Raw genomic sequence first — 20,401 nt, 5'->3', positions numbered from 1 at the left:
TCAGGCGACCGGCGCGGCCAGTTCCGTCACGTCCTCGGTGCGGGCGGACGGGTCGGCGGTCAGGCTGGGGTCGACCACAGGTGCGACCATGTCGGCCATGGCGTCGAACTCGCGCAGGAAGACGCCGCGCATGTCGTCGGCCTCCATGATGACCTCGTGCTTGGCGCCGTGGATCTCCACATAGCGGCCGCGTCCCAGTCGGCGCGCGGCCCAGCGGGCGGTCTGTTTCCAGACGACGTCGTCGGCGTCCGCCTGAACGATGGCCACGGGAATATGCACCGACTTCAGCGCCTTGGGCTTCAGCGCCCGCTCGCCCGCGTCGATGGCGAAGGCCAGCCAGCCGTAGGTCGGGCCGCCGATGCCCAGGTGCGGGCAGGCGTAGAGCTGCTGGCGCCACATCTCATAGCGCCGCTCGTCCGAGGTCAGGGCGTCTTCGGCGAAGGTGTGGTCGAACGGATCATCCGGGTCGCCCAGCAGATAGTCGCCTGCATTGCCGTTGCGGATGGCCCAGCGCACGGCCAGTTTCACCGACCACATCGACCGTTTGCCGGTCTTGATGCGCAGCATGGGGCTGGACAGGACCGCGCCCGCGAACCGCTGCTCGCCGCTTTCCAGCGTCAGCAGGTTCAGGCACGCGCCCATCGAATGGCCGACCATGATCCAGGGCTTGGGGCACTGGTCCTCAAAGGCGTTCAGCAGGCGGTTGTAGTCGTCCAGAAACTCTTCGACCGCACGGGCGTGGCCCTTCAGACGGTCGGGCAGCAGGCGGGCCGACAGGCCCTGTCCGCGCCAGTCATGGGTCAGGACGCACCAGCCGCGCGCCTGAAGATTGCCGATGAACTCGAAATATTTCTCGATCGGTTCGGTCCGGCCCGGACTGACCACGACGGTGCCGCGCGGCGCTTCACCCTTGGGCAGGGACGGGCGCCACAGGGCGGCGCGCAGCCGCATTCCCCCGGCGCCGCGGAACCAGTCACCCTTGCCGCCAGGCGGAGAGGAGGCGCCGGGCACGCCCATCAGGGGCGCGTTGGCGGCAAAGGCTTGGGCGCGATTCACTCGGGCTTCCTGAACTTCAGTGTCATGCGGTCGCTTTCGCCGATCGTCTCATATTTCGACCGGTCGAACTCGGGGTTTGCGGGTTGACCCCGAGGCGCGGTCAGGCGCGTCGGCGGCAGCGTATCGACCCCAAACGGGTGATCCTTGGTGTCGGTTTCATTGGCGTTGATTTCAGAGCCTTCAACGAAGACGAACCCGGCTTCCTCCGCCAGTTGGCGCACGAAGGCTTCCTGAACATAGCCGTTGGCGGCGACGGGGTCCTGATCGCCTTCCGGGGCCAGGCGGTGCTGTTCGATGCCCAGGACGCCGCCGGGACGAAGGGCCGCAAAGGCGTCCGAGAAGGCCTTCTCCGCAACCCCCGCCGCCATCCAGCCATGGATGGTGCGCAGGAACAGGCACAGGTCTGCAGTCCCTGCGGGCGCGACGGGGCCGGAGGCGGCGCCGAAGGTGGTGAACTGGGGCGTGCCGTACAGCTTCTTGTCGGCGGAGAAGCGCGACTGGAAGGCGGCGTTCAGCGCAGCCTGGGCTGGATCGGCCGTGGGGCCTTCAGGGAACAGGGCCGCCACATAGGTCCCGCCGCCCTTGGCCAGATAGGGGGCGATGATGTCGGTGTACCAGCCGCTGCCGGGCCAGAACTCGACCACCGTCATGCGGGGCTGCAGGCCGAAGAAACGCAGCGTCTCCATCGGATGCCGGTACTGGTCGCGCGCCTTGTCGCTGGCCTGACGCCAAGGACCGGCGACCGCCCACTCCAGCGAGCCTTCGGACGGGCCGGACGGCGCCGCCGGGGCGGCCGATGTCTCGGTCTTGGCTTCCTTGCGGCGATTACAGCCCGATGCGCCGATCAAACCCAGGGCGGCGGCCCCGGTCAGCAGAAAACGGCGTGACGGGCCGGCGACGGCCCCAGGAAAATCATGCATCAGACACCCGCGCAGAGCGTCGGCCCCCCAGGCCCGACTGACACTTCGGTCGGAACGGCTTAGTCACGTTCGCCGCCAGCGTCAAAACCTGCATGGAGTCGCACCCGCTCATTCCGGTTTGCGGAACCGCAAAGTCATGCGGTCGCTCTCGCCTATGGCGTCATAGGCGGCGCGTTCCTCGGCCGTCAGGGTGCGTCCGTTGGGATCGTTTCTGACAGCGGACTGGCGCACCGGCGGCAGGGTCCAGACCCCGAACGGATGGTCGTGGTCATCCTTGGGATTGGCGTTCAGCTCGCTGCGGGCCTCCAGCACGAAACCGGCGTTGCGGGCTTCGTGGATGACATAGCTTTCGGGGACATAGCCGGTGGCGGCGACGTCGGCGACGTTCAGGCCCTCGGCGCTGCGGTGCTGTTCGATGGCCAGGACGCCGCCCGGCTTCAACGCCCTGAAGAAGGCCTGCAGATAGGGCTGGGTCCGGTCGCTGCGCGCCCAGTTGTGGAAAGCGCGGGCCACCAGGATGAAGTCCGCCGATCCGTCGGTGACGCCCATGCTCTCCAGGGGTTTATCCACGCCGACATAACGTCCGCTGGTCGCCGCCGCATAGGGTTCAAGGATGTGCCGCCACCAGCTGGCGCCGCCCGGTTCGATCTCAACCACCGTCATGCGCGGCGTCAGGCCCCAGAAGGTCAGGGACTCATAGGGATGGCGATAGATGTCGCGGGCGCGGTCGGCGGCGGCGCGCGCGTCCGAGGCGATGGCGGCCTGCAGGGCGGCGTCCTCCTCGAAGGTCGGGATGGCCGAGGACAGGGCCGAGCGCGGCGGCGTCCACGGGGCGTCGGTCTGCTGGGTCGGCGTCTGGGCCAGGGCGGGGGCAGACGCCGCAGCCAGCGCCAGGATCGACAGAGATAGGGCGGCGCGCATCAACAACGTCTCCGTAAGGCGGTGGGCTTTCTTAGGCGGGCTTGGCGTCAGCGCAAATGAAGATACCGCGACGCTGGGCGCTTTGACGCAGTCTCACATCCCTTTGCGGCAGACCCTTGACGCCTCGGCGGGCCTTCCCATCTGAAGTCCTGAGAGCGCCGATCCCGGGCTCTCCAGACTGGCGGCGCCGATTTCGGGCTGTCGGGCTGAACCCCAGCCGTCCGGGCAAACCGCCGGGCGGACCAACCTTGCTGATCCTCAGGAGGATGCTGATGCGTACCTATGATTTCACCCCGCTGTACCGCACCGCCGTCGGTTTCGACCGTCTGGCCAACCAGCTCAAGAATGCGGCCACCCAGTCCGACAGCGGCTATCCCCCCTATAATATCGAGACCACGGGCGAGAACGCCTATCGCATTGAGATCGCCGTCGCGGGCTTCACCGCAGACGAGTTGAACATCGAGGTGAAGGAAAATCTGCTGACCGTCACCGGCCGAAAGACCGCCAACGACGATGCGGCGACGCAGAAGACCTATCTGCACCGCGGTCTGGCCGAGCGTGATTTCGAGCGTCGCTTCCAGTTGGCCGACTATGTGATCGTGCAGGACGCCGATCTGGTGAACGGCCTGCTGTCCATCTCGCTGAAGCGCGAACTGCCTGAGGCGCTCAAGCCCCGCCGCGTCGAGATCGGCGCCGGGTCTTCGGTGATCGAAGGCAAGATCGAGAAGAAGGCCAAGGCCGCCTAAACGGCTTTTAGGCCAGACGTCTGAAAGGGCGGCGTTCGCGCCGCCCTTTTTCTATGCCGCGAACCGGCTGAAGGCGGCGACCACCTGCTCATAGGCCGGGCGTTTGAACGGCACGATCAGGTCGCAGGCCTCGGACAGAGGGCCCCAGCGCCAGGCGTCGAATTCGATGTCCTTGTCCAGCGTCAGGTCGATCTCGCTGTCCTCGCCGGTGAAGCGGAAGGCGAACCACTGCTGCTTCTGACCCTTGAAGCCGCGCCAGGCCTTGGCGTTGTTCATCGCCTCGGGCGGAAAATCGTACAGCACCCAGTCGTCTGTGCGGGCCAGGAACTCCACCGAGGTGACGCCGGTTTCTTCGCGCAGTTCGCGCAGGGCTGCAGCCTGCAGGTCCTCGCCCTCATCCACCCCGCCTTGGGGGAACTGCTGGTTATGCGGGCCGGGCGTGGCGTGGCGCTGGCCGTACCAGACCAGGCCGTCGCGATTGAACAGCACGACCCCGACATTGGGGCGATAGAGGCTTAGATCCGTCATAAGCGTCAGCGGCCGGGGCGCAGCGTCATGGCCGAGGCGGGGGCCAGTTGCAGGCCGCGCTGCTCAAGCCCGGCGGTCCAGCGGGCGGCGGCCTCGACCGTCACCGGATAGGAGAAGCCGGTCCCCAGGGCCGAGCCCCGAACCTTGGCCTGGGCCTCCAGACTGTTCAGGGCGGCGATGATTGCGGCGGGCGACTGGGTCTGGTCGATGATGCGGTCGGCGCTGGCGCGCGCCGAGGCGCCGGGGCGGCGCTGGAAGGTTCCGTCGTCGACGAAGGCCACGCCGCGCTGGCGCAGATAGGACAGATAGGCGCCGGACGCCGTGTCGGAGGCCACGAACTGGTCGCCCAGATAGTTGGTCACGCCGAAATAGCCGGTGGCGCGGCCAAGCAGCCAGTCCATCTTGGCCTGGACATCATCGGGCGTGCTGTTGGCCAAGAGGGTGTAGGGGCCGGGGTCGTTGTTGGGATAGCCTGTCGGCTCCATCGGCATTTCCAGCATCACCTCGTGACCCTGGGCCCGCGCCTGGTCGATCCACGACTGCAGGTTCTCGGCATAGGGGACGAAGCTCAGCGTCACCTCCGCCGGCAGGCGTTCGATGGCGGCGCGGGTGGTGACGGCGTTCAGGCCCAGGCCGCCGACGATCAGGGCCACGCGCGGCTTGCCGTTCGGGCGGAATGGGCGGGCGTAGGCTTGGGCCGGGACACGTCCATCGGGGGCGATGACGGGCAGGGCGCCGTTCGGCCCCTGCTGCGACAGACCGGCGATGGGCGCCTTGATCAGGGGCGACGCGGCGTGGACGGGTGCGGAATAGCTGGCGCCGCCCGCGACGGTGGCGCCGTCGGGCAGGGTGATCACGGCCTCGCCGCCCGCCGCGCCGGATGGATCGCCCGCGTCGCCCAGGTCCTGATACAGGGCCATGGCGCCCATCGAAAACGCTTCAAATCCGGTGGGGGGCGCTGCCTCCGGGGCGGCGTCGCGCTGCAGGGCGATCCGCGCCGAGGGGGTTCCGGCCCGGGGATCGCCCAGCACGGTCAGGAAAAGCGCGCTGGTCGTCAGCAGAAAGACACCCGCCAGACCCGCGATCACCGGCGGCTTCTTCAAGGCGGCGGCGACGGGTTTCAGGTTCAGCTTCGCCCGGGCGCGCGGCGGGGCGCCGGCGGCGGCTGCAAGAACGGACTGGCGTTTGGCGAACATTGAATCGTGCCGGGACCGAAGACGAAATCCTTCGCCCTCATGATTGCGCTGACGCGGTTAACAAACCCTAACGGGTGATTCACCATGACCGTAAGTTTTGCCCTCTGACATGGATCGTGCGTTGACGAGGCGGTTTCGCATACTTCACATGCGCATCTCCCCGCTAAAGCCTTGGATTAAAGCAATGATGAGCCCCGCCGCCGACGACGCCCTGCGCGACGAAGTCCGTCTGTTGGGCGGCGTTCTGGGCGAAGTGATCCGAAAAGAGGGCGGTGAGGCGCTTTACGAACACGTCGAGGCGGTGCGTCAGGCCTCCATCGCCTATCACCGCGACCCTGCGTCCCATCCGGCCAAGCGGCTGGAGAAGCTGCTGACGGCCATGTCGGTGGATCAGGCGGCGGGACTAGCGCACAGCTTCGCCCTGTTCTCGCTTCTGGCCAACATCGCCGAGGATCGGGCCAGCCGCCGCCGCGCGCGCGACCAGACCGAGGCGGGCGCCCGCGCCGATACGCCAGAGGGCGCCTTGAAGCGTCTGGCCGATCAGGGCGTGGACAAGGCGGCGGTGACCAACCTGCTGCGTGAGGCCCTGGTGTCGCCGGTCCTGACCGCCCACCCGTCCGAGGTGCGCCGCAAGAGCGTGATCGACCGCATCGCCGCCATCAGCGACCTGTTGGACGCCTGCGACAAGGCGGGCGCGGCCTGCACGCCCGGCTCGATCACCGAGCCGCTGCGCCGCCAGATCGTCATTCTGTGGGCCACGCGTCTGGTGCGGACCCAGGGGCTGGTGGTGCAGGACGAGATCGAGACGGTGGTCTCCTTCCTGGACCGCATCTTCCTGCACGTCGCGCCCAAGCAGTTGTCGGCGTGGCGGCGCCTGCTGGATGCGCCGGACCTCAAGCCCTTCATGCGGGTCGGCAGCTGGGTCGGCGGCGACCGCGACGGCAATCCGAACGTGGATGCAGTGGTGCAAGGCGACGCCTTCCGCACCCAGTCGCGGGCCGTGCTGAACTTCTACTTGGATGAGGTTCATACCCTGGGCGCCGAGCTGAGCCTGGCGGCCGAACTGGCGGAGGTGTCGCCCGCACTGCAGGCCCTGGCCGACGCCGCCCATGACCCGTCGCCGCATCGCGCGGACGAGCCCTATCGCCGCGCCCTGACCGGCATCTATGCGCGTCTGGCCGCCACCTATGAAAAGCTGGGCGGATCGCCGCCGCCTCGCCGTCCGCTGGTCGTCGCCGAGGCCTATCCTGGTCCCGACGCCTTCGAGACGGACCTGAAGGTGCTGCACGACAGCCTGATCGCCCAGCACGGCGGCGTATTCGCCGACGACCGTCTGACCGATCTGATCACGGCGGTCGAGGTGTTCGGCTTCCACATGGCCACGCTGGATCTGCGCCAGAACTCGGACGTGCACGAAAGGGTCGTGGGCGATCTGCTGAAGGTGGCGGGCGTCTGCGACGACTACAGCGCCCTGGACGAGGAAAGCCGGTTGAAGGTGCTGGCCGCCGAACTGGCCTCGCCGCGCCAGCTGTTCAGCGAATACGCCCAATACCAGCCCGAAACCCTGAAGGAGCGCGCCATCCTGCAGGCCTCGGCCCGCGCCCTGGCCGCCTTCGGACCTCAGGCGATCCGCACCCATATCGTGTCCAAGACGGATGCGGCGTCGGACCTGCTGGAGGTCTATCTGCTGCTGAAGGAAGTCGGGCTGTACCGGGCCGAAGACCCCGGCGCTTGTCCCATCCAGGCCGCCCCCCTGTTCGAGACGATCGAAGACCTTCGCGCCTCACGCCCCACGCTGGAGCGGCTGCTGCAGGAGCCGTCGGCCCTGGCCGTCGCCAAGGCGCGCGGGGTGCAGGAGGTGATGATCGGCTATTCGGACTCCAACAAGGACGGCTCCTACCTGACTTCGGGCTGGGAGTTGCACGAGGCGTCGCGCGCCCTGGTGGAGGTCACCCAGGCGCATGATCTGAAGCTGCAGCTGTTCCACGGCCGCGGCGGCACGGTCGGGCGCGGCGGCGGCTCGTCCTTCGCCGGTGTTCTGGCCCAGCCGGAAGGCACGGTTCAGGGGCGTATCCGCACCACCGAACAGGGTGAAGTGATCGCCAACAAATATGGCGAGCCGGAGATCGCGCTGCGCAATCTGGACGCCCTGACCTGCGGCGCCGTGCTGGCGTCATTGGGCCAGAGCCAGGATCACGCCTTCACCGCCGACCACGGCGCGACCCTGTCGGACCTGTCGGCCCGGTCGATGGCCGCCTATCGCAAGCTGGTCTATGAGACGGACGGCTTCGTCGACTATTACCGCGCCGCCACCCCCATTGCAGAGATCGCCGACCTTAAGATCGGCTCGCGCCCGTCGTCGCGGACGGCCTCGACGCGGATCGAAGACCTGCGCGCCATTCCCTGGGTGTTCAGCTGGTCGCAGAGCCGGGTGATGCTGCCGGGCTGGTACGGGTTCGGATCGGCGGTTCAGGGTCACGACATGGCCGAGTTGAAGGCGATGGCCGAGGCCTGGCCCTTCTTCAAGACACTGGTCCAGAACATGGAGATGGTCATGGCCAAGTCGGACATGACCATCGCGCGGCGCTATTCGACCCTGGTGGGCGACGCCTCGCTGGCGGCCCGCATCTATGGCGAGATCCGCGAGGAATGGCAGCGCACTCATGACGCCATCCTGGCCATCAACGGCCATGACACCCTGCTGGGCGGCCAGCCCGAGCTGGATCGTCTGATCCGCCTGCGGATGCCCTATGTCGAGCCGCTGAACCACGTCCAGATCGAACTGATCCGCCGCCGCCGCGCGGGGGACGAAGATCCTCGCGTTCGTGAAGGCATCCTGCTGGCCATCAACGGCGTGGCGGCAGGCCTGCGCAACAGCGGCTGAGGGCTTTCGATCAACAGTCCCAACGCCGTCATTCCGGGGCGTCCGAAGGGCGAAGCCGGAACCCAGGAGGCTTGCGTCAGGCGGCGAATGCTTCACGCGCTGTGATTGCGGTCCTGGGTTCCGGGTTCCTCGCTACGCTCAGCCCCGGAATGACGGCCGATTGTAGTTACAGCCACTTCGTCTTCTTGAAGGTGATGAACAGGCCCGTGCAGATCGCCGCCATCAGGGCGATCGCGCCATAGTAGCCGTAACGCCAGTGCAACTCCGGCATGAACTCGAAATTCATGCCGTAGATGCCGGCGATGGCCGTCGGCACGGCCAGAAGCGCGGCCCAGGAGGCCAGCTTGCGGGTGATGCCGCCCTGTCGCTGCTGCTCCAGCAGGTTGGCGACTTCGAACACGGACGACAGGATGTCGTTCAGGCCGCCCAGGCGGCTGTTCACCCGCTGCACATGGTCGCTGACATCACGGAAATAGGGACGGACGTCGGCGTCGATGCAGGGCAGGTCCAGCGACTGCAGCCGCCGCGTCACCTCCTCCATCGGCCCCATGATCCGGCGGAACTTCAGCAGTTCGCGACGCAGGGTGAACAGGCGGCGGATCTCGACGCGCGACAGGAAGGCGTCCAGCGTCTTCTGCTCCATCTCCAGAACCGCATCCTCGGACTCGTCGACGATGGGGGCGTAGGCGTCGACGATGAAGTCCAGAATGCCGTGCAGCACGAAGTCCGGCCCCCGCTTCAACTCGTCGGGCGAGGCCTCAAGCTGGGCGCGCAGGGTCTTGTGGGCGCGCGACGAGCCGTGGCGGATGCTGATGACGTGGTCGTCGCCTACGAAGATATGGGTCTCGCCATAGGCGATCCGTTCGTCGATCCGCGCGGCTGTGCGGGCGACGACGAACAGTTCGCGGCCATAGACCTCGACCTTGGGCATCTGGTGCGCGGCCAGGGCGTCCTCGACCGCCAGCGGGTGCAGTCGATAGCGTTGGACCAGGACGTCGAACTCTTCATCGGTGGGGTCGTGCAGGCCGATCCAAACGAACTCGCCCGGCTTCAGCCTCAGTCCCGCCTGCGTCAGCGGCGCCTCTCGCAGGCGCTTTCCATCCTTGTAGACGTAGGAGGCGACGACGGACATGCAGGCGGTCTCACAGCAGTTTCCCGCCGTCAGACTTAGGACAGGTCGCCGCCAAACGAAACGGCCGACGGATCGCTCCATCGGCCGTTCGTCGTTTCAGTCGATGAGCCTCATGGGCTCGATCGCCTGCTTCAGGAAACCGGGAAGCCCCGGACCTTCAGCAGGGCCGCCACGTCGGGGTCGCGGCCGCGGAAGGCGCGGTAGGCCTCGGCGCGGTCGGTGGTGTTGCCCGGCGCCAGCATGATCGAGCGGAAGCGGCTGGCGATGTCCGGATTGAACACGTCGCCCGACTCTTCGAAATAGGCCCAGGTGTCGGCGTCCATCGTCTCGGACCACAGATAGCTGTAATAGCCCGCCGAATAGGCGTCCGACGTGAACAGGTGATTGAACTGCGGCAGGCGGTGCCGCATCACGATCTCCTTGGGCATGCCGATGCGCGCCAGGCTTTCCTTCTCGAAGGCGGCGATGTCGGTCGGCGGCGTGGCCTGGGTGTGCAGGTCCATGTCGACGATGGCCGAGGACAGGTAGCTGACCGTGGCGTAGCCCTGGTTGAAGGTGTTGGACGCCTCGATCTTGTCCACCAGCGACTGCGGCATGGCCTGGCCCGTCTGGTAGTGCTTCAGATAGCCGTCCAGGATCGGACGGCTCAGCACCCAGTGCTCATGCACCTGCGACGGATATTCCACGAAGTCGCGCGGCGTGTTGCCGAACGACGGATAGGTCACCACCGACGAGAAGTAGTGCAGGGTGTGGCCGAATTCGTGGAACAGGGTCTCGGCATCGTCCAGCGAGATCAGGACGGGCTGACCCGGCTCGGGCTTGGTGAAGTTGTTGTTGTTCGAACCCAGGATGATCTTGGAGCCGTCCAACTGCGAGAAGGAGCGGTAGGTGGTCATCCAGGCGCCCGAACGCTTGCCCGCACGGGCGTAGTCGTCGGTGTAGTACAGGCCGATCAGGCGGCCGCCGCGCGTCTTGTCGTGGACCTCATAGACCTCGACGTCCGGCTCGAAGGTCGGGACCGTGCCCTTGGGCAATTTCTTGAACTCGAAGCCATACAGGCGTTCGGCCATGGCGAAGGAGCCGGCGCGCACCGCGTTCAGTTCGAAATAGGGCTTCAGTTCGTTCTGATCCAGGTCGTACTTGGCCTTGCGGACCTTCTCGGCGAAGTAGAGGTAGTCCCACGGTTCGATGTCGAAACCGGCGATCGCCTTCATGTCGGCGACCTCCTCGGCGACGCGGGCCTTGGCCGGGGCCCAGACGCGGTTCATCAGGCTCTCGGCCGCAGCCGGGGTCTTGGCCATCGTGTCCTGCATGCGCAGTTCGGCGTGGTTGCGATAACCCAGCAGCTTGGCGCGCTGGTCGCGCAGGGCCACGATCTCGGCGATGGTCGACTTGGTGTCGTTGGCGTCGCCGTTGTCGCCGCGATTGACGAACTTCTTCCAGACCTGCTCACGCAGGGCGCGGTCGTCGGCGAAGGTCAGGAACGGATCAACCGCCGAACGGGTGTTCAGGATGGCCCAGCCCTGGAGGTTGCGGCTGCGGGCGGCGGAGGCGGCGGCGGCCTTGTTGGACTCCGGCAGGCCCGCCAGACCGGCTTCGTTCGCGATCACCGTCCAGGCGTTCTCGTCGGCGACGACCTTCTGGCCGAAGCGGGTGAAGGCGTTGGACAGGGCGGTGTTGATGCGGCCCAGCTCGGCCTTGCCTGCGGCGTCCAGATTGGCGCCCGAGCGGATGAAGGCGTCGCGTTTGCGCTCGGCCAGGCGTTTCTGCTGGGCGCTCAGGCCCGCTGCATCGGCGTTGTCGGCGACGGTCTTGATGCGCTGGAACAGCTTCTCGTTGAAGGTGATTTCGTCCGAGGCGGCTGACAGCAGCGGCGACAGTTCGGTGTCGACGGCGTCATAGGCCTCGCCGCCGATGTTGGAGGTCATCACCCCATAGATGTTGCTGGCGCGGTCCAGCGGTTCGCCCGCCAGCTCCATCGCCGCGATGGTGTTGGCGAAGGTGGGGGCGGCGCGGTTATTGGCGATGGCGGCGATGTCGGCGCGTTGCAGCTCTATGCCTTCCAGCATGGCTTCGCGCAGCTTGGCCGGGGTCACCTTGTCGAACGGCGGCACGCCGTCATACGAACCGGTCCAGGGCTGCAGCAACTCGGCGCGAGGGCGCTGGGTCGGCAGCACGGCGCGGGCGGCCCGGGCCTCGGCTGCGATGCTGGCGGCCGAGGGGGCGGCGGCCGCGCGGTTCTGGGCGAAGGCTGTTGGGGCGCCGGCCATGACCATCAGGCCTGCGCTGCCGAGAAGGAGCTGTCGTCTTTGCATCGGTTGTTCCTTTGGGGGATCATTTGGACGGACCCTAGACCCATGTGATCGATCCGTCACAGGGGCGTGATGTAATTAATCGTCGCGCATTCCCCAAGGGGCGCCATTGAGACAGGCGTCCGACAGGTCTAAAGCCCGGCGCATGGCTATTGGTGTTTTCGACTCCGGCGTGGGCGGCCTGACCGTTCACCGTGAACTGACGCGGCGCTTCCCGGCGCGCGACTTCGTCTATCTGGCCGATCAGGCCCACGCCCCCTACGGCGGGCGCGGCGGCGAGGACATCGTCCAACTGACCAAGGCGGGCTGCGAACGGCTGTTCGAGGCCGGGGCCTCGATCGTCGTCCTGGCGTGCAACACCGCCAGCGCCATCGCCCTGCGTCGTCTGCAACAGTCCTGGCTGCCCGAGCTGCGCGCGCGTCTGGGACGCCCGGTCAATATTCTGGGCATCATCGTGCCGACCATCGAGGCGGCGACCGGCAAGCCCTGGAGTTTCGAGGCTGAACGCCCGCAGGAGGGCGAAAAGGTCGCCTCCATCGACATCACCGGCGTCTTCTGCACCGCCGCTACCGCGATCAGCCGCGTCTATGAGATCGAGATCGACAAGCGTCGCGAAGACATCGCCGTCTTCTCCGAGCCCTGCCCCGGTCTGGCGGGCCTGATCGAACTGGGCGCGCCGCCGGAGGAGCTGAAGGTGGTGGTGGACGATCACGTCGACGCCCTGCGCCGCCGCATCGGTCGTCACCCGGACAAGGCCATCCTGGGCTGCACCCACTATGAGATCATCTCCGAACTGTTCGCCCAGGCCCTGCCTGCGGGAACCGTGCTGATCGAACAGCCGACGGCCGTGGCTGACGCGCTGGAGCGGTATTTCGCCCATCACCCGGAATATGATCTGGGCGACAGCGGCCGTCGCGACTTTCTGACCACGGGCCAGGCGGGACCGCAGTCCGAACTGGTCGCCCAGTTCTGGGGCGCGCCGGTCACGTTCGAACAGGCGTAGGCGTTACCCAACGGACTTGATCTCTTAAGTCGTCATTCCGGGGCTGAGCGAAGCGAAGAACCCGGAAGCCAGGGCCAGGTCCAGGGCCAGAGACGCGCTGCTGAACGCATCAAATGCTTGATGCGAGTCTCCTGGGTTCCGGGTTGACCCTTCGGACGCCCCGGAATGACGGTTTGGGCCTGAATGTTGATTGAACCTGGGCTCAGCAGTTCGGGCAATCCGGCTGGGCTTCTGTCTCAAGCTGAAGCGTGGTGTGGCCGATGGCGAAGCGCGCCTTGGCCAGGGTCTGGGCCTCTCTCAGCAGGGCCGACGCATCGTCCCGCTCATGCACCAGATGGGCGGTCAGGGCCGTCTCGGTGGTCGACAGGGCCCAGACGTGCAGGTCGTGCACCGCCGTCACGCCGGGCAGGGTCTTCAACGCTGTCTCCAGCTTGGCGACATCGACCTGGGCCGGGGCGCCGTCCACCGCCAGATTTACGGAATCCTTCAGCAGGCCCCAGGTCGACCACATGATCGCGGCGACGATGATCAGGCTGACGATGGGATCGACGATGGACCAGCCGGTCAGCATCATCAGCCCGCCCGCCAGCACCACGCCCAGCGACACCCCGGCGTCGGCCATCATGTGCAGATAGGCGCCGCGCGCATTCAGGTCGTGCTGGGATTTGATGAACAGCAGGGCGGTGCCCAGGTTGATGACGAAGCCTATGCCCGCCACGATCATGATGGTGGTCGAATGGATCGGCGCCGGATCATTGAACCGACGGACAGCCTCGAAGACGATGGCGCCGCAGGCGAAGATCAGCAGCAGCGCATTGCCCAGCGCCGCCAGAACTGTGGCCTTGCCCAGACCATAGGTGCGCCGCCCGCCAGCGATGCCGTGTCCGCCCAATCGCGCCAGCAGGGCCGCGCCGCCCGCCATGGCCAGACCCAGCACGTCGGTCAGATTATGGCCGGCGTCGGCCAGAAGAGCGGTCGAGTTGACGGCGAAGCCCGCCCCGAACTCGCACACCACGAAAGCCAGGTTGATGACCAGGGCCACGGCATAGCGCCAGTCGCCAGTGTCCACCGGGCCGTGGTTGTGGCCGCCCGGCCCGTGGCTGTGCCCATGATGGCCGTGCCCGTGGCCGCCATGATCATGGTCATGGCCTGCATGGTCGTGATCGTGGGTGTGGGCGGCGTTCATGAATTCGCCTATACGCCCATCAGTGAAAACGCCAATGGGCTATATTATAACGCATTGAATGTTATCATATAATGCTGTCCGTTAGTGTTGGTGCGTGGCCACGATCAGACCCAGGGTGATCAGGGCCAGACCCAGAACCGCCCCCTCATACCGCGCCCAGCGCTCCAGTCGCAGGATCGAGGCGCCAGCACTGGCCAGGGAGGTGAAGACCGCCATGCCCGCCACGGTGCCCAGTGCGAAGACGACGGTCAGCAGGCTGAGCGCCGCAATCCCTTCCGACGCCGAGGACAGATAGATGGGCAGCAGCACCTCGCCCGGCGACAGGGCCATCAGCATGACCAGGCCCAGGAAGGCGGCGCGGTTCGACACTGCAGGTTCGGGACTGTCCAGCGCCGGGCCGCCCGCCGTCACCGGGCGCTTCAACATGGCGCGGGCCAGATAGAAGGCACCGAACAGAAACAGCAGCACCGCCGACAGATGGGGCAACAGGCCGCTGATCCACTGATCCAGCGCCAGCCCCGCCGCCACGATCAATCCGCCGACGACGGCGGTGGTGACGATATGGGCCAGTCCTGCGGCGACGACGGCGCTTAGGGTGCGTCCGGTTCCCCAGCGCTGGGCGCGTCCGACCAGAACGAAGGGCAACCAGTGGGTCGGCAGGGCCGCATGAAGAAAGGCCGCAACGAATCCGCCCCCCAGTAGGGAGAGAAGCACGGAGTCGGGGGAGGCCGGGGACATGAGGGGCTCTATAACCTGTTACTGTGTAACGGTCGAGCGGGGCGGGGCGAATTTTCTGCGGCCAGCCCGCATATAGGGCGGCGGATATGTTTTCGGGCCGCTTCAGGGTGACGAAATGCGGCGTGGGCTGATTTTTGGCCGGGTTCGGCGTTGACTCTCAAGCGCCCATCCGTATATGTCGCCGCTCTTCGCCCGCCGGGGTTTCCCAGCGGGCGCATTCTTTTTTGCGTTTGCGCTGAGGCTTCAACATGTACGCGGTGATCAAGACCGGCGGCAAGCAGTACCGGGTCCAACCGGGCGACACCATTGTCGTCGAAAAGCTCGACGGCGAAGCCGGCGCAGAGCTGCAGTTCGACAACGTCCTGATGCTGGGCGGCGAAAAGGGCGTGACCCTGGGCGCCCCGCTGATCGACGGCGCCATCGTCGGCGCGACCCTGATCGAAACCCGCAAGGGTGAGAAGATCAAGATCTTCAAGAAGACCCGTCGCCAGGGCTACCGCCGTACGAACGGCCACCGCCAGCTGGAATCGGTCCTGCGCATCACCGGCATCGAAGGCGCCGGCGAGACCGCCAAGTGGGACGGCAAGGTCGAACTGACGACCAAGGCTGAGATCAACCTGCGTGCTCGTAACCTGGCCGTCCGCGGAGCCGCTGAGCCGGTCGCCGCCGAAGCCGAAGTCGAAGCCGCTCCCGCCAAGAAGGCGCCGGCCAAGAAGAAGGCTGCGCCCAAGGCTGAAGCCGCAGGCGACGAAGCTTAAGAATTTCTGCGGCGCCCGAAGCGGCGCCCAGGTGTTAGAACAAGAACTGCGCTGAGCCCTTCGGGGCCCGGCCATAGGAACGGAGCGATCAAATGGCTCACAAGAAATCCGGTGGTTCGTCGCGTAACGGTCGCGACTCCGAGTCGAAACGCCTGGGCGTAAAGAAGTTCGGCGGCGAGCGCGTGCTGGCTGGCAACATCATCGTGCGTCAGCGCGGCACCACCTTCCACCCGGGTGAGAACATCGGCATGGGCCGTGACCACACCCTGTTCGCCCTGACCCACGGCGCCGTGAAGTTCACGACCAAACGTGGCGGCCGTTGTTACGTATCGATTCTCGCGGCGAACGACGACGCCGCACAGGCGCTCGCCGCCGAGTAACGCAGTCTGGAATTCACCGGATCGCGTTGCTCTCCAAGCAGCCGATCCGGACCAGGGAAAATATTCCGCGGGGAGTCTGGATCACCAGGCTCCCCGTTTGCGTTTACCCGCCTCGAAGTCCGCCCGAGCCCTCCAAGGAGACGGACACCGACAGTGAGGCGAAGTCTATGTGCGTTATCGAAACCTCTCCCGTCGTTGAGACGCGGCGTCTGATCCTGCGTGCCCCGGCGCCCCAGGACGCCCCCCGCATCGCGGCCCTGGCCAATGACATCGACATCGCCCGCATGACCCAGCGGATGCCGCATCCGTTCGGTGTGCGCGACGCCGACGACTTCGTGCTGCAGGTTGCGGCTCAGGATCCGGCGCGGGCCAACACCTTCATCATCGAGCACGAGGACCTGGGGCCCGTCGGCGTCATCGGCATGTTCGAGGGCGACGACCGCGTGCCTGAGACGGGCTACTGGATCGGTCGGGAGTATTGGGGGCGGGGCTTCGCCACCGAAGCCCTGGACGGCGCCCTGGTCTGGGCCAGCCGCAAGTGGAAGCGCCGGGCGATGGTGGCGGGCCACTTCGCTGACAACCCGGCGTCGGGACGCGTGCTGGAGAAGGCGGGCTTCCTGTACACGGGCGAAACCCGCAAGGCCTGGAGCCAGGCCCGCCGCGCCCAGGCGGACACCCGCATGATGGTCTGGATCGCCTAGGGGCTGTCACGCCCCTCAAGGCTTGGCCTCAACGCCCGCGTCTGTGGTTCAGACTGCGGCGGCGGGCGTCAGGGCGGCGACGGCGGCGACGATCAGGGCCAGAACCGCCAGCACGCCCAGGACGATGAAGGTCATGGTCGTCCGGGCGCGCTTGCGGCGCATGCCGCCCGGGCGATACCGACGGACCGCGATCGAAGGACCGCGTTTGAATGCTTCGGAACCGGTGATGTTGTGTCGGGACAAGAACGCCTCCCCTGACTGTCGCAGAAGCGCCGCAATCAGCCGCCGGTTGGGGCGACATAATGGCGATCGCTGTTATTGTGGGTTTGTGGGCGGTTCAGGCGTGACCCTAAGGCCACGCTTTTGTCCGCCCACAGCGGATTATAGGGTGACGTTTACGACACGGCCGCCGCGCGTGTCGACATGGCGCATCAGGACGACCGGCGCTTCGCCCGCCGTCACCGGCACAATCAGGAACCAGCCGCCGTCCGGCAGGCCGGAAAAACGGAACCGCCCATTGTCGCACCGCTCGGACCGCACATAGGCGCGGTAGTCCGCCCCGGCTTCACCGGCGTCGCGCGCGCGAACCACGGCGGCCGGAAGGGCGGCGCGTTCGGTCGAACCGTACAGGGTGCGGAAGCGGGCGCGGGTGTAGGGGGTGTCGGGCGTCAGCCCCGCAGAGGCGACGCAGGCGTAGGCCTTGCCGTCCTGGGTATAGGTGACGCGGCCCTCGATGGCCGCCTGACCGCCGCGCTGCGACCAGGCGAAATCGTCCCCCTGGAAGGCGCCGGGCACGGCGCCGATGGGGGCGGGCGTGGGCGCGCAGGCGGCGAGGGCGGCGGCGGCTGCAGCCAGCGCAACGAGGGGACGGATCGACATAGGCTCTCCTCCAGAGACTAAGGGGGCTGTTCCCTTTGGAAACTTGGCCGTGGGGGACGGCTGGATCACTATCGCATGAGGCGGAGTTGGAGTTCCATCGCCATGTGCGGAACCTCTGGACCCCAAGCCGCCAAAGCGCGAAACAGGCGAAAGAAAATCGTCGGCTCCCCGGCCGATTGTGCGATGGAAACGCCCCCATGAGTGTCAGTTTTGAAGATATCCAGGCCGCCCGCGCCCGAATCATGGGTCAGGTCGACCACACGCCGACGCGCTATTCCAGGAAGCTGTCGCAACTGACCGGTGCCGATGTCTGGGTGAAGTTCGACAACCTGCATTTCACCGGCAGCTTCAAGGAGCGCGGCGCGCTGAACCGACTGCTGCTGCTGACCCCGGATGAGCGCAAACGCGGCGTGGTGGCGGCGTCCGCCGGCAATCACGCCCAGGCCCTGGCCTATCACGGCGGACGGCTGGGGGTTCCGGTCACCATCGTGATGCCGGAGGGCACCCCCTTCGCCAAGATCAACGGCACCCGCTCGCACGGGGCGACCGTGGTGATCCACGGCCTGGACTTCACCGGCTCGACCGAGGAGGCCAAACGGCTAGAGGCCGAGAAGGGCTATGTCTTCGTCTCGGCCTTCGACGACGAAGGCATCGTGGCGGGCCAGGGCGTCTGCGGCATCGAGTTCCTGGAGGATGCGCCCGAGATCGATGCCCTGATCGTGCCAATCGGCGGCGGGGGCCTGATCGCAGGCACGGCCATTGCGGCCAAGGCGATGAAGCCGGGGATCAAGGTGTTCGGGGTCGAGGCGGCGCGCTATCCCTCATTCACCGCCAAGCGCGCGGGCCTGCCGCCGGTCTGCACCGGCCAGACCATCGCCGAGGGCATCGCCATCAAGGCGGTGGGCGACATTCCCTTCGGTCTGGCCAACGACCTGATCGACGAGGTCTTCGTCTGCGAGGAGGCCGATTTCGAACGCGGCGTCTCCTATATGGCCACCATGGAGAAGACGGTGTGCGAGGGCGCGGGCGCGGGCGGTCTGGCCGCCATGCTGGCCAACCCTGAGGCCTTCAAAGGGATGAAGGTCGGCATCGAATTGACCGGCGGCAACATCGACGCCCGGATGCTGGCCGTGGTGCTGAACCGCGAGATGGTCCGTGAACGGAGATTGCTGGTTTACCGCATCCTGGGCGATGACCGTCCGGGGATGCTGTCGGCCATGGCGGCGGTGATCGGCGGCCTGGGCGGCAACATCATCGATGTGGTCCACAACCGTCTGGCCCTGGATGTTCCGGCCAAGGGCGCCGAGTTCGACATCATGGTCGAAACGCGCGATAGCGCCCACGCTGACGAAATCGGCGAGGCCTTGAAGGAACGTGGGTATGAACTTCGGATGGGGTAAGACGGCGCTGGCTGCCGGCCTTGTGAGCGTACTGCTGCTGGCGGGCTGCGGTCGCGAGGCTGCGCCGGTGGACACCGAAGCGGGCAAGGCCGAAGCCGCCGCCTTCATGGCCAAGAACGCCAAGGAGGAAGGCGTCCAGACCCTGCCCAGCGGCCTGCAGTACAAGGTCGTCCAGTCGGGACCGGCCGACGGCGAAAGCCCTGACCGCAACGACCTGGTCAAGGTCGATTACGAGGGCAAGCTGATCGACAACACCGTCTTCGACAGTTCGTTTGCGCGCGGCGCGCCCGCCATCTTCACGCCGGAGACGGTCGTGCCCGGCTGGACCGAGGCGCTGCAGAAGATGCGCGTCGGCGACGAATGGCTGCTCTATGTGCCGCCGGAACTGGGCTATGGCGCGCGCGGCCAGGGTCGGGCGATCCCGGCCAACTCGGTGCTGATCTTCCGCATCAAGCTGCTGGACGTGGCGCGTGTGCCGGGCGGCGGCAGCGCCGGAACGGCTATGGGCTGATCAGGCGGCGTCGAGCGCCCACTCAGCCTGAACCGCCGGATCGGCTTCGTTCGCCGCATCGCGCAGGGCGGCGAAATCGGCGGGCGCCAACAACTGCGACAGGGCCCAGACGGCGGCGCCCCGCACCAGCGGCGAGGCGTCGTCCAGCAGGCTGCGCGTCGGGGCGATCAGGGCCGCATCGCCCGAATTGCCCACCGCATAGAGGACGTTCCTCAGAAACCGGTCGCGGCCGATCCGCTTGACCGGGCTCTTGGTGAACAGGGCGCGGAAGGCGGCGTCGTCCAGCGCCAGCAGGTCGGCCAGGCGCGGGCTTTCAAAGGCGTCGCGCGGCATCAGCCGGATCTCGCGGGCTTCCTGCGCGAACTTGTTCCACGGACAGACCCCCAGACAGTCGTCGCAGCCATAGATGCGCGATCCGGCGGCGCGCCGGAACTCGACCGGCCAGGGATCGCCGAACTCGATGGTCAGATAGGACAGGCAACGCCGCGCATCCAACTGAAACGGGGCGGGAAAGGCCTTGGTCGGGCAGGCGTCCAGACAGGCGGTGCAGCGCCCGCAGTGCTCGGTCTCCGGTTCGTCAGGCGCGATCTCCGCCGCCGTCAGTATCGTGCCCAGGAACAGCCAGTTGCCGTGGGTGCGGCTGAGCAGATTGGTGTGTTTGCCCTGCCATCCCAGACCGGCGCGCTGGGCCAGCGGCTTCTCCATCAGAGGGGCGGTGTCGACGAAGACCTTGATGTCCTTGCCGTTGCGGGCCGCAATCTGACCGGCCAGCTGCTTCAGCCGCCCCTTGATGACCTCGTGATAGTCGTCGCCGCGCGCATAGACCGAAATATAGCCCGCCGAACGGTCGGCAAGCTGCGGCAGGGGATCGTCCTCGGGACCATAGTTCATGCCCAGGACGATGGCGGTTTTGGCCTCGTTCCACATGGCGGTGGGGTGCTGGCGCCGTTCCAGCGTCGTCTCCATCCACTCCATTTCGCCGTGACGGCCTTCATCGACAAAATGGCGCAGCCGCTCGCCCGCAGGCCAGGCGTCGGCCGCCGAGGCGAAGCGGCAGATGTCAAAGCCCAGTTCGGTCGCCCGCTGGCGGATGAAGGTTTTCAGGCGTTCGGTCACGGCGGCGGCCTGTAGCACGGATTTGCCGCCGTCG

General features: G+C 66.8%; 20 protein-coding genes. 8 read left to right on the top strand and 12 right to left on the bottom strand.

The genetic code is table 11. The annotated features are described in order from the left end of the window. The 3 genes from KWG56_RS12585 to KWG56_RS12575 all read right to left on the bottom strand — a co-directional run bounded on the left by KWG56_RS12585 (window position 1) and on the right by KWG56_RS12575 (window position 2,897). Window positions 1–1,056: an alpha/beta fold hydrolase gene (locus KWG56_RS12585; RefSeq protein ID WP_201099930.1), complete on the bottom strand. Its 1,056-nt coding sequence runs from the start codon at window positions 1,054–1,056 to the stop codon at window positions 1–3. Further along, window positions 1,053–1,976, bottom strand: a complete 924-nt coding sequence (locus tag KWG56_RS12580) for a class I SAM-dependent methyltransferase (RefSeq protein ID WP_201099931.1) — start codon at window positions 1,974–1,976, stop codon at window positions 1,053–1,055. Before KWG56_RS12580 ends, KWG56_RS12585 begins: the two co-directional genes overlap by 4 nt. A gap of 108 nt (window positions 1,977–2,084) precedes the next feature. After that, on the bottom strand, window positions 2,085–2,897 hold the full coding sequence (locus KWG56_RS12575; RefSeq protein ID WP_219355014.1) for a class I SAM-dependent methyltransferase: 813 nt from the start codon (window positions 2,895–2,897) through the stop codon (window positions 2,085–2,087). A 272-nt stretch (window positions 2,898–3,169) separates the two neighbouring features. Between KWG56_RS12575 and KWG56_RS12570 the strand changes: the two genes are divergently transcribed. After that, entirely contained in the window at window positions 3,170–3,643 is a 474-nt protein-coding gene (locus KWG56_RS12570; protein ID WP_201099933.1) for an Hsp20 family protein, read from the top strand. A 51-nt stretch (window positions 3,644–3,694) separates the two neighbouring features. On the opposite strand, the gene KWG56_RS12565 is transcribed toward KWG56_RS12570, so the two are convergent. Both KWG56_RS12565 and KWG56_RS12560 read right to left on the bottom strand, forming a co-directional pair. Next, a complete protein-coding gene (locus KWG56_RS12565; protein ID WP_201099934.1) occupies window positions 3,695–4,171 on the bottom strand; it encodes an RNA pyrophosphohydrolase in 477 nt (158 codons plus the stop codon). 5 nt (window positions 4,172–4,176) lie between these two features. Further along, a complete protein-coding gene (locus tag KWG56_RS12560; protein ID WP_219355013.1) occupies window positions 4,177–5,367 on the bottom strand; it encodes a divergent polysaccharide deacetylase family protein in 1,191 nt (396 codons plus the stop codon). A 184-nt stretch (window positions 5,368–5,551) separates the two neighbouring features. Between KWG56_RS12560 and ppc the strand changes: the two genes are divergently transcribed. Further along, the gene (ppc, locus tag KWG56_RS12555) at window positions 5,552–8,251 is read left to right on the top strand and encodes a phosphoenolpyruvate carboxylase (protein ID WP_244999506.1); all 2,700 of its coding nucleotides are present in this window, start codon (window positions 5,552–5,554) and stop codon (window positions 8,249–8,251) included. A 166-nt stretch (window positions 8,252–8,417) separates the two neighbouring features. On the opposite strand, the gene KWG56_RS12550 is transcribed toward ppc, so the two are convergent. Together KWG56_RS12550 and KWG56_RS12545 are read right to left on the bottom strand one after the other, a co-directional pair. Next, window positions 8,418–9,383 carry a magnesium and cobalt transport protein CorA gene (locus tag KWG56_RS12550; RefSeq protein WP_201099936.1) on the bottom strand — a complete coding sequence of 322 codons (966 nt, stop codon included), beginning with the start codon at window positions 9,381–9,383 and terminating at the stop codon, window positions 8,418–8,420. A 131-nt stretch (window positions 9,384–9,514) separates the two neighbouring features. Then, window positions 9,515–11,698, bottom strand: a complete 2,184-nt coding sequence (locus KWG56_RS12545) for a M3 family metallopeptidase (protein WP_219355011.1) — start codon at window positions 11,696–11,698, stop codon at window positions 9,515–9,517. Between the two features lie 142 nt (window positions 11,699–11,840). On the opposite strand from KWG56_RS12545, the gene KWG56_RS12540 reads away from it, so the two are divergent. Next, window positions 11,841–12,698 (top strand): glutamate racemase, encoded by an 858-nt coding sequence (locus KWG56_RS12540; protein ID WP_219355010.1) that lies wholly within the window; start codon window positions 11,841–11,843, stop codon window positions 12,696–12,698. Window positions 12,699–12,900: 202 nt separating this feature from the next. Here KWG56_RS12540 and KWG56_RS12535 read toward each other — a convergent pair whose 3' ends face one another. Both KWG56_RS12535 and KWG56_RS12530 read right to left on the bottom strand, forming a co-directional pair. Then, a complete protein-coding gene (locus tag KWG56_RS12535) occupies window positions 12,901–13,884 on the bottom strand; it encodes a cation diffusion facilitator family transporter (RefSeq protein WP_219355009.1) in 984 nt (327 codons plus the stop codon). An 81-nt stretch (window positions 13,885–13,965) separates the two neighbouring features. Then, the gene (locus KWG56_RS12530) at window positions 13,966–14,622 is read right to left on the bottom strand and encodes a hypothetical protein (protein ID WP_219355008.1); all 657 of its coding nucleotides are present in this window, start codon (window positions 14,620–14,622) and stop codon (window positions 13,966–13,968) included. A gap of 248 nt (window positions 14,623–14,870) precedes the next feature. Between KWG56_RS12530 and rplU the strand changes: the two genes are divergently transcribed. The 3 genes from rplU to KWG56_RS12515 all read left to right on the top strand — a co-directional run bounded on the left by rplU (window position 14,871) and on the right by KWG56_RS12515 (window position 16,461). Further along, window positions 14,871–15,380: a 50S ribosomal protein L21 gene (rplU, locus tag KWG56_RS12525; RefSeq protein WP_219355007.1), complete on the top strand. Its 510-nt coding sequence runs from the start codon at window positions 14,871–14,873 to the stop codon at window positions 15,378–15,380. Between the two features lie 92 nt (window positions 15,381–15,472). Beyond that, complete coding sequence (gene rpmA, locus KWG56_RS12520) at window positions 15,473–15,760, top strand: 50S ribosomal protein L27 (protein ID WP_201099942.1); 288 nt, start codon at window positions 15,473–15,475, stop codon at window positions 15,758–15,760. Between the two features lie 167 nt (window positions 15,761–15,927). Then, on the top strand, window positions 15,928–16,461 hold the full coding sequence (locus KWG56_RS12515) for a GNAT family N-acetyltransferase (protein ID WP_201099943.1): 534 nt from the start codon (window positions 15,928–15,930) through the stop codon (window positions 16,459–16,461). A gap of 48 nt (window positions 16,462–16,509) precedes the next feature. Here KWG56_RS12515 and KWG56_RS12510 read toward each other — a convergent pair whose 3' ends face one another. Continuing rightward, on the bottom strand, window positions 16,510–16,704 hold the full coding sequence (locus KWG56_RS12510) for a hypothetical protein (RefSeq protein ID WP_219355006.1): 195 nt from the start codon (window positions 16,702–16,704) through the stop codon (window positions 16,510–16,512). Between the two features lie 138 nt (window positions 16,705–16,842). Then, window positions 16,843–17,340, bottom strand: coding sequence for a hypothetical protein (locus KWG56_RS12505; RefSeq protein WP_219355005.1), 498 nt, complete (start codon window positions 17,338–17,340; stop codon window positions 16,843–16,845). Window positions 17,341–17,537: 197 nt separating this feature from the next. Between KWG56_RS12505 and KWG56_RS12500 the strand changes: the two genes are divergently transcribed. Together KWG56_RS12500 and bamJ are read left to right on the top strand one after the other, a co-directional pair. After that, a complete protein-coding gene (locus KWG56_RS12500) occupies window positions 17,538–18,740 on the top strand; it encodes a threonine ammonia-lyase (protein WP_219355004.1) in 1,203 nt (400 codons plus the stop codon). Beyond that, window positions 18,721–19,251, top strand: coding sequence for a BamJ family beta-barrel-assembly machinery protein (gene bamJ, locus KWG56_RS12495; RefSeq protein ID WP_219355003.1), 531 nt, complete (start codon window positions 18,721–18,723; stop codon window positions 19,249–19,251). Before KWG56_RS12500 ends, bamJ begins: the two co-directional genes overlap by 20 nt. Here the strand turns inward: bamJ and queG are convergent, their stop codons facing one another. Further along, window positions 19,252–20,385: a tRNA epoxyqueuosine(34) reductase QueG gene (gene queG / locus KWG56_RS12490; RefSeq protein WP_373274056.1), complete on the bottom strand. Its 1,134-nt coding sequence runs from the start codon at window positions 20,383–20,385 to the stop codon at window positions 19,252–19,254. Window positions 20,386–20,401: the final 16 nt, after the last annotated feature.

Source organism: Brevundimonas nasdae, from assembly GCF_019395145.1.
Taxonomy (GTDB): Bacteria; Pseudomonadota; Alphaproteobacteria; order Caulobacterales; family Caulobacteraceae; genus Brevundimonas; species Brevundimonas nasdae.
Note: the sequence above shows the minus strand (reverse complement) of the source record. Positions and strands in the feature narration are given on the sequence as shown.